The 15,019-nt window shown below is 38.6% G+C and carries 10 protein-coding genes and 1 tRNA gene; 4 read left to right on the forward strand and 7 right to left on the reverse strand.

Annotated features, from left to right (window positions below):
- Positions 1-37: 37 nt before the first annotated feature.
- Positions 38-111: transfer RNA gene (locus B3297_RS16900), tRNA-Asn, on the reverse strand.
- A 247-nt stretch (positions 112-358) separates the two neighbouring features.
- Entirely contained in the window at positions 359-1,735 is a 1,377-nt protein-coding gene (gene mgtE, locus B3297_RS16905; RefSeq protein WP_112374186.1) for a magnesium transporter, read from the reverse strand.
- An 808-nt stretch (positions 1,736-2,543) separates the two neighbouring features.
- Between mgtE and B3297_RS16910 the strand changes: the two genes are divergently transcribed.
- Complete coding sequence (locus tag B3297_RS16910) at positions 2,544-5,231, forward strand: hypothetical protein (protein WP_236560147.1); 2,688 nt, start codon at positions 2,544-2,546, stop codon at positions 5,229-5,231.
- 11 nt (positions 5,232-5,242) lie between these two features.
- Here the strand turns inward: B3297_RS16910 and B3297_RS16915 are convergent, their stop codons facing one another.
- The 3 genes from B3297_RS16915 to sppA form a co-directional block, all read right to left on the reverse strand.
- Positions 5,243-6,112 carry an endonuclease/exonuclease/phosphatase family protein gene (locus tag B3297_RS16915; protein WP_083296135.1) on the reverse strand — a complete coding sequence of 290 codons (870 nt, stop codon included), beginning with the start codon at positions 6,110-6,112 and terminating at the stop codon, positions 5,243-5,245.
- 164 nt (positions 6,113-6,276) lie between these two features.
- Positions 6,277-7,467: a phosphoglycerate kinase gene (locus tag B3297_RS16920; protein ID WP_070570453.1), complete on the reverse strand. Its 1,191-nt coding sequence runs from the start codon at positions 7,465-7,467 to the stop codon at positions 6,277-6,279.
- A 216-nt stretch (positions 7,468-7,683) separates the two neighbouring features.
- Entirely contained in the window at positions 7,684-9,450 is a 1,767-nt protein-coding gene (gene sppA / locus B3297_RS16925; protein WP_070570450.1) for a signal peptide peptidase SppA, read from the reverse strand.
- 239 nt (positions 9,451-9,689) lie between these two features.
- On the opposite strand from sppA, the gene folK reads away from it, so the two are divergent.
- Complete coding sequence (folK, locus tag B3297_RS16930) at positions 9,690-10,193, forward strand: 2-amino-4-hydroxy-6-hydroxymethyldihydropteridine diphosphokinase (RefSeq protein ID WP_070570448.1); 504 nt, start codon at positions 9,690-9,692, stop codon at positions 10,191-10,193.
- Complete coding sequence (locus tag B3297_RS16935) at positions 10,174-10,518, forward strand: Hpt domain-containing protein (protein ID WP_070570446.1); 345 nt, start codon at positions 10,174-10,176, stop codon at positions 10,516-10,518. The genes folK and B3297_RS16935 overlap by 20 nt, the downstream gene beginning before the upstream one ends.
- On the opposite strand, the gene pssA is transcribed toward B3297_RS16935, so the two are convergent.
- Together pssA and rho are read right to left on the reverse strand one after the other, a co-directional pair.
- Positions 10,515-11,201, reverse strand: coding sequence for a CDP-diacylglycerol--serine O-phosphatidyltransferase (gene pssA, locus B3297_RS16940; RefSeq protein WP_070570444.1), 687 nt, complete (start codon positions 11,199-11,201; stop codon positions 10,515-10,517). The genes B3297_RS16935 and pssA overlap by 4 nt on opposite strands.
- Positions 11,202-11,275: 74 nt before the next feature.
- Positions 11,276-12,775 carry a transcription termination factor Rho gene (gene rho / locus B3297_RS16945; protein WP_201639487.1) on the reverse strand — a complete coding sequence of 500 codons (1,500 nt, stop codon included), beginning with the start codon at positions 12,773-12,775 and terminating at the stop codon, positions 11,276-11,278.
- A gap of 303 nt (positions 12,776-13,078) precedes the next feature.
- Between rho and B3297_RS16950 the strand changes: the two genes are divergently transcribed.
- Positions 13,079-14,806 (forward strand): MFS transporter, encoded by a 1,728-nt coding sequence (locus tag B3297_RS16950; protein ID WP_201639488.1) that lies wholly within the window; start codon positions 13,079-13,081, stop codon positions 14,804-14,806.
- Positions 14,807-15,019 lie beyond the last annotated feature (213 nt).

A 15,019-nucleotide genomic window follows, 5' to 3' on the forward strand; every position in this document is an offset into this window, starting at 1 on the left:
TATTTTAAAAACTCCGGCTATGTAAGTTATTAAATTGCTCCTGAAGCTGGGCTCGAACCAGCGACCCTCTGATTAACAGTCAGATGCTCTAACCTGCTGAGCTATTCAGGAGTGTTTTTCAATTTTTCCGGAGACCCTATTGCGTTTCCGTGATGCAAGTATCGGAAGATTATTAGAATACTACAAATTTTTTGAGCACATTTTTTACAACTTCCTAAATTCCAATTAGAATAATTTATTTTTATTTTTTCAAACAGCTCCACAAAATCCCCTTTTCAGCACTTAAACCAACATTATCCTTCTTTTACCTTCAATCGCCATCAGCGGATGAACGACCAGTATCGGCAATTGCGTACGATTAAAGCAACACACCTTTCAAAATTAGCGCTGCCACACTAAAATAAATCAGCAAACCTGTTACATCGACTAATGTCGACACAAAGGGCGCTGAAGAACTCGCAGGGTCGGCCCCAAGTCGTTTCATCACAAAAGGCAACATAGACCCCATCAACGACCCCCAAAGGACCACACCAACCAAGGACAAAGAGATAACTAATGCAACCAACACCCAATACTGACCATAGCTATGCGCAAAAGATTGCCATGCCATAATCCTTATAAAGCCCAAAGCCCCCAAAATAAGTCCCAGCAGTAAACCCGACAGAATCTCTCTTCGCATCACACGCCACCAGTCACCCAAGGTAACTTCCCCCAGGGCCATCGCTTGAATAATTAATGTTGAGGCTTGCGAACCGCTATTCCCACCACTGGATATAATAACAGGCATCAGTGCAAACAACATAATCGCACTTGCCATTTGCTCCTCGAAATGCTCAATAACCGTAGCGGTCAAAAGTTGTCCCAGAAAAAGCACAATAAGCCATCCAGCTCTCTTCTTCACCAAGTTCTTAATCGACACATCCAGATAAGGTTCATCCAACGCCTCCGTTCCTCCGATACGTTGCATATCTTCCGTGTACTCCTCGTTTGCTACCCAAAGAATATCATCGACAGTCACAATCCCCAACATAACCCCCTGTTCGTCGACAACAGGCAAGGCCACGCGATTATTCATCCGGAAGATGTTGATCGCTTCCTCCTGGGGATCGTAAGCATTCAGCGAGATCAGCCGATGATCGATCAAATCTCCAACGACTCTATCTGGCTCCGCCATCAGCACATCTTTAATCCGAATATCATCAACCAGCTTCCCATTTCCATCAATCACATACAATACATCTATCGTTTCCGAATCTCTTCCATAACGCCTAATATGCCCCAATATCCGTTCAATACTCCAATGTTCTTTTACGGTAATATAATCAGGTGTCATTAGGCGCCCAACGCTGTCTTCCGGATAGCCCAGCAAAGCCAATGCTTCAACACGATCTTTGGGTGGCAACAGTAAAATTAAATGCTTAATATCGTCCTTCATTTCTGAAAAAAAAGAAGTCCGATCATCGGGAGGTAACTCGTTAATTAGTGCGCTAATTTTTGCTTTAGAAAGCTTCTTAAAAATCCTGTTTTGAGTAGGGAAATCCAGAATACGAAAAACGTTAACTGCGCGATTCAAATTTAACGATTCAATAAATAGTGAACCATGTTCGGGCAACTCATCAATCAGCTCCTCAACTTCTGAAATATTTAATTCATTCAAAAATTCTTCCAGCCTAACAAGATCTCCACCTGCTATCAATTGCTCTATTTGATTCACCTGCATTTCCAGTTCTTCCATATCTCCTATCAATTTAAAAATCCTACATCTAAACAAAGTTTATATGTTACAAAAATCGCTTTTTTAAAGTAAATTCTGCATAAAAAAATAAATAATAAAAACCTACAGTCTGTCGCAGTAATTGGGATAAATACCCGGCGTAACGTTCAAAGCTCAATTCAAAAACAAGACATTTTGTCATTAGCAAAAAATTAAGGGAAACCGTTCTCGCCAACAACTTCAACAGGTCTCTACAAAAGAAAGACGATGAAATTTATCGTCTAATTACCGATCCATTTTTTTTATCGAATAAAATGAATCAGCCCACACCTAACTCGCCAGCATACTCCCGAAAGCAACACCCCATAGTCGTCTGATTTTTCCACAAAAAAAAACAGAAAAATTTTCTCGGCGCAGTCTTAGAATCGCTAATTATTTAAGTATATTCGTCGTATGCTTTAACCTGTTCAATATAGTGCTTTTTTTTCAGAACAGCCCAATATCATCAGGTTGTTTTACAGAAAAAAAATAGTAAAAAGAAGTAAATCATAAAAATCATAAAAGCCTATTATTCAAATATAAATAAATTTTAAACAGAAGTTAAAGTTCATATAAATAGGAATAATAAAACTAAAAAAAATAGCAAACACTCGATATACAAAAATTAATGAAACATAAAAACATAATTATCAACATATTATCATTATTATCATTAATAATATATTCACAAAAAAGTTCTGCTCAATTTTTTGAAGACAGCCAAGCGCCCTTAAGCCAAAAATGGTATAAAATTGAAACCAAGAATTTTCGACTAATTTTCCCTGAGGAAATGAAGAGCAAGGCCCCTACCCTAGCTGACCAGGTTAACCGATCGCTGCGTACAACTGCTAGAAATTACAAAATAACACCGCGGAAAATTCCATTCATTATCCATAACACGAATCTACAAACGAATGGTTTTGTACAGCTGTCTCCACGTAAATCTGAACTGTACAGCACCGCAGGCGCAGAACCCGACAACCAGACCTGGCTACCCAATTTGATCCTTCACGAGTCAAGACACGTAAGTCAATTTGACAAATTGACAGGAAAACTACGCGCGCCATTTTTTGAACAATTAGCCCTTGCCTACTACGGACTGACCGTTCCTTCCTGGTATTTTGAAGGCGATGCAACCCTTACAGAAACCATATATTCGGAGGGAGGGCGAGGAAGATTACCCGCTTTTGAAATGCCCATCAAAGCGAACTTTCAATCGAATCACAGCTATAGTTTTAATAAATATTTATTGGGGTCCTATAAAGATATAGTCCCGAGTTACTATACAATCGGCTATCTGATGACCTCCACTTTAAAGTCGGAATTACCTTCGAATTATGAAGCCGACCTCTTTTCGGAGCTGAACAAAAAACCATTATATCCCTATAATATCAATCGTGTTTTAAAGAAAAAAATTGGAGGAAATAGTGCCTACTTATACAATAAAACAATAGCAAATTTAGAGACCATATGGAATAAGAAAACAAGCGACTATCAATACCAGAAATACAAAGAAATAGACAAGAAAAACGACAGCTATTACAACAGCAATTTATTACCAAAACACAAGAACGGTCTGATCTATTTCATTAAGCAGAACCCACAAAAGACCAACGCAATTTACACGTATGATGTGGCAACAAAAACAGAAAATAGGCTCGCTAAAACTGGCATACAGTTAACACCACATTTTGACGTAAACAGCAATTACATCGTATGGGACGAGCTCCATAAAGATCCGCGTTTCAACAAAAGAACATACAGCGTTATCAATGTCATGGATCTCAAAACAGGTAAAATTAGCCAGCTCAGCAAACAGACGAGATATTATTCACCCATTTTAAGCCCATTAGACGAAACCATTGCCTGCGTTGAGGTAGATTTATCCAACGACAGCTATCTAACGCTCATAAGCCTTAAAAACAACAGCATCATCAAACGGATAAAAATAGGCAATTCCGAACAGCTCCAACACCCTGCTTTCAACCCCAAAGGCGATAAAATAATAGCAATACGATTATCCGAATCCGGAACCGCACTGTGTGAAATCGATCTGAAAAATGACAAAATCACCAACCTAACACCTTGGGACAACCAGCAATATGAAAGACCGCAATACCTTTCGGGTATGAAAATCATCACAAAAGCTAACTTCAACGGTATCGATAATATTTACAGCATCGACCTCCTATCTGGAAAGAAACAGCTTTTGACAAAGGCACAATTTGGCGCGTTCAACCCTTTTTACGATAACGATACAAGGCAATTATTCTTCAACGACTATCAGTACAACGGCTACAAGATCGCCCAGACATCCATCGATACCGCATTTGATATCGACCCAGAAACGGATTACTTTTCGCATTATTACGCCACCGCATTGACCAGAGACAGCGTAAAAAATATCGCTGCAGTCTCCGTAGATACTAGTCAGCACTACCAAATTGTACCCTATCGTGGACTGGGCAGAACGTTCAATTTTCATAGTCTTTCGCTAAGTAGCAGCAATTTTGAAAGCTTCGACAATTTTAAACCCGGAGTCTTCTGGTTATCAAACAACATCTTAAACACCACACAAATTGCTCTGGGGTATGAATATGACACCGACATTCGAAAAGGAGTATACTCGGCAGAACTTACCTACAACAAGTACTTTCCAAAATTCTCGCTACGCTATGAAAACAGAGGGCAAATTGCAGCAGCAAGCATCCCTAACAAACCTGACAGTAGCATCCGTTTCGACTGGCGCGAGCATTATATATCTTCACAGATCTCCATCCCGCTCTCCTTTTACAAAAGAGACTACGTCTACTCCACTGGATTCAACCTGGCGACAGCCTATCTACGGCGCTATGACCTTAGCCGCACAGACGTCAAGAACTTTAATTATGAGACTGCATTTCCCTTGACCTATCAGCTTTACCTCAATCGAAATGCTCGAATGGCCAATATGGACCTCTACCCAAGATGGGGACAAAATTTTAGTGTCACCTACCGACATACGCCTTTTGAAAACAATGCAAAAGGTGAAATTTTATCAGCAAGAACAGTATTCTATCTACCTGGATTTATGAGCAATCACGGTTTTCAAATTAGATTGAGCGCCCAAACAGGATCAGGAATTTATCAATACATCAACGATATCCCTCTTGTGAGTGGATTTAGCTACTACAAATATGAAAAAATAAAAAACACGGTGTTGGTCAACTATCGTTTCCCTATAGCTTATCCCGACCTTGGATTAGGATCTTTAGCCTATATTAAACGTGTAAAAGGAGGAATATTTGCCGATTATCAAAATATACACAAACACAGGGAGATCTCACCAAAAAGCTTTGGAGCCTATCTGTCGCTTGATTTCAATGCTTTCAGATACCCACTTCCAGATTTCGAATTCGTCGTTAAGGGTACCTATATCAATGACAACACGACAACACAACGTGTAGTTCCAACTTTCAGTTTAAACTACACCTATTAAGGATAAGCTGCTTAAGGATGAATCGCCCAGTTAAAATTCAGTGCCAAGGCATAATGATCCGATAAGGGCAATCCTTTGACATTGGTGAATAGATTATTTTCTATTTTATAATCCCGGGCAGCAAGACTGAGGTGACTACTGCTCCGATAGAGGATCTTATCGATAGATTCGCTCTGATTGCTGATAGACAACATATGTGGCGGCTTAAACTCATGTCGCACCTCAGGCACTAAGCCTCCATTTTCAAGCTCAACCCAGCTATCAACCAATGCTGTGGAATCCATAAAATCATGCAGGTTATCATCACAAAAACTATAATGTGCATTAAAATCACCCATTACAATAAGTGGCTTACCACTCGAATGCTCTCCAATATAATCACGTAGCTGATTGAGATTATCCCGGCGTGCACTTGAAGCTTTCCTGCTATTTTGTGCATTTGCATGAACATTATAAACATCCAACCAGACTTCAGGAACGATTTCTATCTGAACTAAGGTGAAGCCCTTGGGTGTCAGAAAATCGGCTCCTGTACGTTTTTTCCAGGGCACACGGACAACATCGGTCATCGGAAAATGAGACAGGGTATTGAGACCATCACCAAAGGGAACACGTCCCTTGGTTCTTGTGCGATATGGATGTGAATTACCGCCCCAATATAGACTTCTATTATAATTGAAATCCTCCTGTACATTAACAATGTCAAAAGGATTGATCTTCTTTCCAATTTCAGCAATACTTCTGCTTCTTCCTGTAATCGCAGAGGAAATAATCCCAGGCAACCCCGCTACATTATACGTCAGTACCGAAAAAAAACCAGAACTATCTTTTTCTTTACTCTTATTAGCATCCATCAATATCTGCATATATAACCATGTCATGATAAATTTAGCAAATACAATAAAAACTCACCAGTGCTACACAAACATTTAACGGATAATTGATTTAATCTGACATTACATGAATAGTTTCGTACAAAACATCGATCTTTTTTAATAAAAAAGGGACAACCTATGTTGTCCCTTTCTAAAGATTTTGATTTATATTAATCTTCAAGTGCCTTCACCCCTGGAAGAACTTTTCCTTCCATGTATTCCAAAAGCGCACCACCACCTGTACTGACGTAACTTACATCTTCAGTCATACCAAATTTACTTACCGCAGCAGCAGAATCACCACCTCCTATTAAAGAGAATGCCCCATTCTTCGTTGCTTCCACAACAGCATCAGCTACAGCTTTGGTACCCTTTGCAAAGGTATCAAATTCAAAAACACCCATTGGACCGTTCCAAAGAACTGTTTTAGAATTTTTGATGATCGCAGCGAAATTTGCTGCAGACTCCTGACCAATATCCAGACCTTGCAAATCTGCAGGAATTTGATCATTTGGTCCATCATATACATTGGCATCGTTGGAAAATGCATCTGCAATCTGAGCATCCGTAGGAATAACCAAGTTTACACCTTTTTCCTTCGCTTTTTTCACCAACTCATTCGCTAAATCAAGTTTATCGATTTCAACCAATGATTGACCAATTTCACCCCCTCTAGCTTTGATGAACGTATAAGCCATACCTCCACCAATTAAAAGGTTGTCAACTTTATCCAATAAGGCCTCAATTAACTGAATTTTATCAGAAACTTTTGCTCCACCCATGATAGCCGTAAATGGTCTAACCGGATTGTTTAATACTTTTTCTGCATTTCCGACTTCTGCAGCCATCAAGTAACCGCTATATTTAGCTCCTGGAAAAAATTGCGCAACAATTGCTGTCGAAGCATGAGCTCTGTGGGCTGTACCGAAAGCATCGTTCACATAGATATCGCCTAATTTTGACAACTTCTCAGCAAATTCAACATCTCCTTTTTCTTCTTCTTTATAGAAGCGAAGGTTTTCTAGCAATAAAACCTGACCAGCTTGTAAAGCTGCCGCTTTTTCTACGGCCTCTGTACCGATACAATCATTGGCAAACTGAACATCAGTACCTAAAACCTGTGAAAGATGAGCAACAATATGTTTTAATGAATACTTATCAGTAGGACCATCTTTTGGCCTTCCTAAATGGGACATCAATATCACGCTTCCACCATCGTTCAAGATCTTCTTTATTGTTGGAGCCGCTCCCTGGATACGATTATCATCCGTAATATTGAAATTTTCATCCAAAGGCACGTTGAAATCCACACGTACCAAGGCTTTTTTACCTGCAAAATTTAAATCGTCTACTGTTTTCATTCTGTAACTTTATTGATTTGGGATTAGGTCGTTTTGTCAAACGAACAGCTAAATATAAAAAAAAGCATTTGCTTTCATTAGAAATAATTATTTATTCATGGCAATCCGTACATTGGATCGAACTTCTCCGCACGCAACGTAAGAATTACCGGCATCGTTATAAATTATAATCACCTACAACCATACCACGATTGGACTTCCTTTACGAATCAATTACTAGTGAATCTCAACGCTATAAGGCATTCTCGCCTGCACCCCCGTCTGTGCTGTAGCTTTTCTCACGACATCAAAATAACGATAATATTCGCCCATTTGCTCTTTTGCAATCCAAACTTGGACTTTTTCTTTTGAATTATTTAATATCGAGGTAAAAGGATCTTCTTTCTCCGGATATTGGGACACTTTATATTTATTCAGATTGGCCTTTTTTGCGGCAGCCTGAATAGCGGCATCCAAGTTTCCGAGACGGTCAACCAATTTATTATTCACACCTTGCGCACCGGTCCAAACTCTTCCCTGCCCAATACTATCTACATCAGCAATGGATAATTTACGGCCGTCTGCAACAACTTTAGTAAATGTACCATATACTTTATCCACTTCCCGCTGGATGATATCCCTTTCTTCTGCTGTCAACGGCCGATCGAAAGAAGTCATCAAATCAGCAAACTTACCCGTCTTTACACCATCATAATGCACTCCAATTTTATTGTTCATCAGATTTTGGAAATTAGGAATCACACCAAATACACCAATAGATCCTGTAATTGTAGTTGGTTCAGCAAATATCGAATCTGCTGCCGCCGAGATATAATACCCACCTGATGCAGCTAAATCTCCCATCGACACGATTACGGGTTTCACTTTCTTGGTCAAAATAACCTCCCGCCAAATAATATCGGACGCTAAAGCAGATCCACCTGGTGAATTCACACGCAAAACAACAGCTTTAACAGCATCATCTTCTCTTAATTTTCGTAGTTCGCGGGAGAATTTATCACCACCGATTTGACCTGGTCCTGTTCCTTCACCATCAACAATTTCTCCGGCAGCATAAAGAACCGCGACTTCAGATCCGCTCGCATCATCTTTTAACTTTTTATTATAATCCAACAGGGAAACAAACGATATCTCATCCTTTTCCGAAATTTTCAAACGTTTTCTCAAATCCGATAAAAGTTCGTCTTTATACAACTTGGCATCTGCAAGCTTATATTTTACCGCGTCGTCCGCATCCCGGACACGATAGTCATTCGCAATAGCCCGTAATGAATCGGCAGCAATATTTCTGCTCGCTGCTATTTCATTAATAAAGGTACTGTATATACTTCCCAAATATGATGTTACCTGCAAGCGATTGGGATCACTCATTTTATTTAAAAAGAAAGGCTCAACAGCACTTTTAAATGTACCTACCTTCACAATTTGCATCTCCACCCCAACCTTGTCCAAAAGGTCTTTATAGAACATCGTAGAACTTGCCAAACCTTTAAAATCAATCGTCCCTTGCGGATTAACGTACACCTTATCGGCGGTGCTCGCTACATAATAGGCCTTTTGGTCATACCCCGCATTATAAGCAACAACAAATTTCCCGGTTTTCTTAAAAGCCAAAAGTTCGTCTCTCACTTCCTTTAAACTTGCAAAGCCAACTCCGATATGACTAGCATCTAAATAGATCCCTTTAATATTCCCATCCGTCGCCGCATACTTGATCCTCGCCAAAATATCGTCTAGACCAATATTTTTAGTGGAATAACCTGGAAGATTGAGACTACCCAAAGGATTCGCTTCGCTTCTCTCTGAAATATCATAATCAAAGGATAGGTATAAAACCGAGTTGCTTTTAACAACAATCTCCTGATCCGAGGATGCCGAGCTGATGATGGCCCCAATAATCCCCATCAAAACAATAAACAACACAACAAAAGAGATCACAATCCCCGTAATTGTTGCCAGTACGTACTTAAAAAATGATTTCATATTTTGTAATTAAATCCGATCCATAATCGATCTTCCTGTGAAAAGACTTATTTTCACTAAAGGTAATGCAATATTTTTTATTCACCCAGTCTTTTATTTCATCTACCCCACATTTTATTCGCGAAATTAAGGCTCATAGCCTGAAAGAAATTTACATATCCATAGACCATTAATACACTAAATCCAAAAAATAGCCGAAATTCAAACAACTAAGTTTCACAAAATCTTAATTTAGCATCATGAATCAGATTTATATACTATTGGGCACTAACCTTGGGGATCGTTTTCAACAGCTTGATCTAGCGAGAAAACAACTTGAAACACATGTTGGAGCAATTATTGAAGCTTCTTCGATCTATGAAACAGCGGCCTGGGGAGTTGAAGACCAACCGCCCTTTTTAAATCAGGTCGTTTTAGTGGCATCCCGGTTACAGCCTTTAGCATGCTTAAACCTGACACAACACATCGAACAGGAATTAGGACGTATCCGTATAAAAAAATGGGGTGAAAGAGTCATTGATATTGATATACTCTACTTTAACCAGGAAATTATCGATCTGCCATCGTTGCAGATTCCACACCCTTTTATTGCTGATCGCAGGTTTACACTGGAGCCTTTAGTGGAAATAGCACCAGCCTATATCCATCCCGTTTACAAAAAAAATAACGTATATTTATTGAATAAATGCAAAGACGACTTACCTGTAAAGAAAATTAGCGACGATGAACCATATCGATATTGAACTGATCAACCAAAACATGTTTGACAGCCACGAATTAATCAAACAATTTGTATCCATGTATCTTATTCAAACACCTGTAGATCTCGACAAGCTCCGACAAGCGCTGGTTGAAGGTGATCTTCAAAAGATTGGTGATACAGCCCATCACATCAAACCGACAATGGACTATATCGGTGCCTTTCACTTAAAAGAAAAATTTGAGGAATTAGAGACCAATTCAAAGAACGAAGCATCTCTTGACAGCCTTCGGGCCACTTTTGGTGTTATCGATATTGAAATGAAAGAGCTTCTATTTGAATTGGAACAATATGAAAAAACGATCTAAACCAGATCGTTTTTTTTATTAAAATGCAATGCTGATAATAGGAAATATAAAATTAAAATAATCGGTAAAGCCATAAATTGACCAACAATAAACAAGATCAGCGTCAGGATCAAAAATATGAAGCGAAATTTATTCGTTTTCCAATCCATCGAACTAAATTTCATCGAAAACAACCTAATTTCACTTACCAAAAGATAACTGGTTAAAAGAACACTACCGATTAATACAATCGGATTTAAAACCAATTGTGGGTATTTGTCTGCGATATAAGGTAGAGAAAGCACATAAAATGTATTCATTGGCGTATTCAAACCAATGAAATCCGAAGTTTGGCGCTCATCCAGGTTGAACTTTGCTAAACGTAAAGCCGAGAAAACAGTAATGATAAACCCTAAATAAGGTAACAGAGAACCATCAGGAAATACCTTTGTCAACAAGGTAAACATGATTGTCCCAGGTAAAAAACCAAAACTGACCATATCAGCCAACGAATCCAGCTCCTTTCCTATTGGCGATTTAACATGAAGTAGTCTCGCTACCATTCCGTCAAAAAAATCGAATATCCCGGAAGCAAATACGCAAATAGTGACAACTTGAATATTGCCTTGCAATGCCATCAATACAGCGATACAGCCACTAAATAAATTTAGACAAGTCAGCAGATTTGGGATATGTTTTTTCATGTACAGGATCTATTTTATAAAAAAAGCCATCATTTGATTAAAAATGATGGCTAAAATATCAAAATTTGATGGAATTACCCATTCATACTGATCAAAAATTCTTCATTTGATTTAGTGCCACGCAATTGACCTTGTAAAAATTCCATGGCCTCTGTAGAATTCATATCCGATAAGTGGTTACGAAGTACCCAAATACGTTGTAATGTTTCTTTGTCAGTCAATAGATCATCACGACGTGTACTCGATGCGGTGATATCGATCGCAGGGAAAATTCGTTTGTTTGCCAACTTACGATCCAACTGTAATTCCATATTACCTGTACCTTTGAATTCCTCAAAGATAACTTCGTCCATTTTAGAACCTGTATCTGTTAATGCTGTTGCTAAGATCGTCAATGAACCACCATTTTCAATATTCCGGGCAGCACCAAAGAAACGTTTTGGTTTGTGTAAAGCATTCGCATCCACACCACCTGACAAAATTTTACCTGACGCAGGCGCCACTGTGTTATAGGCACGTGCCAATCTTGTAATCGAGTCTAACAAGATAACGACATCATGTCCACATTCTACCATACGTTTAGCTTTCTCAAGCACGATGTTTGCAATTTTAACGTGACGGTCAGCCGGCTCATCAAATGTCGAAGAAACAACTTCCGCGCGTACACTTCTCGCCATATCAGTAACCTCCTCAGGGCGCTCATCGATTAATAAGATAATCAAATAAACTTCTGGGTGATTTTTTGCAATAGCATTTGCAACCTCTTTCAACAAGTTTGTTTTACCCGTTTTCGGTTGAGCAACGATTAGTCCACGTTGACCTTTACCTATAGGCGTAAATAAATCCATGATTCGTGTAGAGTAATTTCCAACACCCATATCTAAATTTAAACGCTCATCAGGGAATAATGGTGTCAAATAATCAAATGGCACACGATCGCGTACCTCAGCCGGATTTTGTCCATTGATAGCCTCAACCCGTACCAGAGGGAAGTATTTTTCACCCTCTTTAGGCGGACGGATACAACCACGTACCGTATCTCCCGTTTTCAAACCAAATAATTTGATCTGAGATTGTGATACATAAATATCATCAGGAGAAGTCAGATAGTTATAATCTGATGAACGTAAGAAGCCATAACCATCAGGCATGATCTCCAATACACCCTCATTAACGATCACATTATCGAAATCTGTACTTGAAGAAGTGTTTTCTGCTTTAGGAGTTTGTGTTGCTTTTTCAGGTTGGGGGCCTTTATCTGCTGCTGGTGTATCTTCGGTTGCAACCGGGGCTTCGTCATGCTCAGAAACTTCACGTTTTCTTACCGTGACAGGTTCCGCAGTTTTTACGGTCCGCACACGTTTACGTGTACGCTCAGCATGTTCCTGATTATCTTCCTCTACTTTAGCTGCTTTTTCAGCTGGCGCTGGTGCTGCTTCCTCTTCCCCACCAGTATTGCTAATTCTTTCGATTAATTCTTGTTTACGCAATTTATCAGCATCTGCGATACCGATCAACTTAGCAATCTCGCGCAATTCCGATACGAGTTTAGCGTTTAATTCGTTAATATCCATTAATGTGTTGTGTATGATTTTTGGATTTTTTTTTGAGCTTTTTTCTGAATTCTGATTACACACTTAAACAAGTTTCCATGATTAAGTGAGATGAAGAACTTAATGATTTCTTTTAAACCCGAAGTGGATTAAATATTGAGAACCTAGACAAAGAAAAAAACAAATTTTGTTATTTCAAAATATTTCAAAAAAAATATTTACTATTGTAGCTAGTAAAACGATTTAACAACATTTTTAGATTGAATTTTATATTTTTTTTCATAAGTTCGTACCTTTCAAAATTTAAGTTTTTAGATCCCTTATATGGAACAGCAACAAACTAAAACCAATTACCCCGCACTCTACACATTGATTATTGTGTTTTTCTTTTGGGGGTTCATTGCGGCAGGGAACAGTGTTTTTATACCGTTCTGCAAAAATTACTTTCATTTAGACCAGTTTCAATCCCAGTTAATAGACTTTGCTTTTTATACAGCCTATTATATTGGTGCATTGTTACTATTTATATTCAGTTCAATCGGGGGAAAGGACCTGGTTGGAAAATGGGGATATAAAAAGAGTATAGTTTACGGTTTACTTTTCTCGGCCTTGGGTGCCGCAGCCATGATTGTTGCTGTCGAAGTAAATTTGTATGTTGGTATGTTATTGGGACTATTCGTTGTAGCCCTTGGTTTTTCTTTACAACAGACTGCAGCAAATCCATTTGCGGTTTTATTGGGCGATCCAAAAACGGGTGCTTCCCGTGTGAACCTAGGCGGTGGTATCAACTCATTTGGTACAACAATAGGCCCTCTTGTTATCGGGTTTTCCTTATTCGGAACTTTTGAGCCTATTTCTGACTCAGAGATTGCCAACCTTCCGCTAAACAAGGTTGTTTATCTTTATATTGGTGTTGGTCTATTGTTCCTGTTAGCTGCAGCATTATTTAATTTCAGTAAAAAAGTTCCTGCTGGAATTAGTGATGAGCCAATGGAAAAAGCGAATAAAGCTTTACGTACCTTGATCATTATGACCATCCTCCTTTTTGGTATGTTCACGCCAGTGTTTTTAAGCTATAAGAGCGATTTAGCCTTGCAGGTAGAGCAGTTACACAAACAGGTTTCAAGTTTAACAGATCAGGTTCAGATCGATCAACTCAAACTGCACATTAAAGAAGTTGCCAAACCACTCGAAATGCAACGCATGTTATGGTTGGCAGGAGCATTGGTCGTTGTGATCGGTGGTTTATTGTTCTCCAATAAGAGCGCGCAAAAAAATCCAGAAGGTTGGGGTGCGATGAAATATCCACAATTGGCTTTGGGTATGCTCGCGCTTTTTATCTATGTCGGTATCGAAGTCGCAATCGGTAGTAACCTCGGCGAATTATTAACATTGAAGGAATTTGGTCATTTGCAATCATCTCAAATTACACCTTATGTATCCATGTATTGGGGAAGTATGATGATCGGTCGTTGGGCTGGTGCTATTACAGCATTTAACTTGAGTAAATCAACTAAAAATGGATTATTGATTATCGTTCCTCTGATTGCATTCTCCATTATCATCGGCGTCAATACGCTTGCAGGATTTGAGATGTCACATCTGTATTATTACGTCATATGTATTATTCTTCAAATTGTAGCATTCTACCTAAGTAAAGAAAAACCTGCTCGTACATTGATTATTTTTGGATTATTTGGAATCATTGCGATGTTAATTGGCCTATTCTCATCGGGTACTATTGCAATCTATGCTTTCTTATCAGGCGGTCTTGCATGTTCAATTATGTGGTCCTCAATTTTCAGTTTGTCCATTGTAGGTTTAGGAAAATATACCGCTCAAGGTTCGGCATTTCTTGTGATGATGATTCTTGGTGGTGGTGTTCTTCCTCCGATACAAGGAAAATTAGCGGATATTATCGGTATCCATAACTCGTATATTCTACCATTAATCGGATTCTGTTATGTTGTTTTCTTTGCGATATTTGTTAAGGGAATATTAACAAAACAAGGAATCAATATTGATGAAATAGAGGCTGAAGGAGGCCATTAACACCCCTCACTAATTGTAAATAGTACACTATTTAAACAATTTTATTACACAGCTCAAAAACTGGCTTAACAACACCGTTAAGCCAGTTTTTTTATATAGTCACCAAAGTACAAAAATTTATTTTTTGAAAAATAAGCGTATAAATTATGATATTTAAAATTAAAAAATGTATTTTCGGGGAATTGATTAATGAATTGATTACTCATTTTATAA

It is taken from the genome of Sphingobacterium sp. UBA3519, from assembly GCF_002377215.1.
Lineage (GTDB): Bacteria > Bacteroidota > Bacteroidia > Sphingobacteriales > Sphingobacteriaceae > Sphingobacterium > Sphingobacterium multivorum.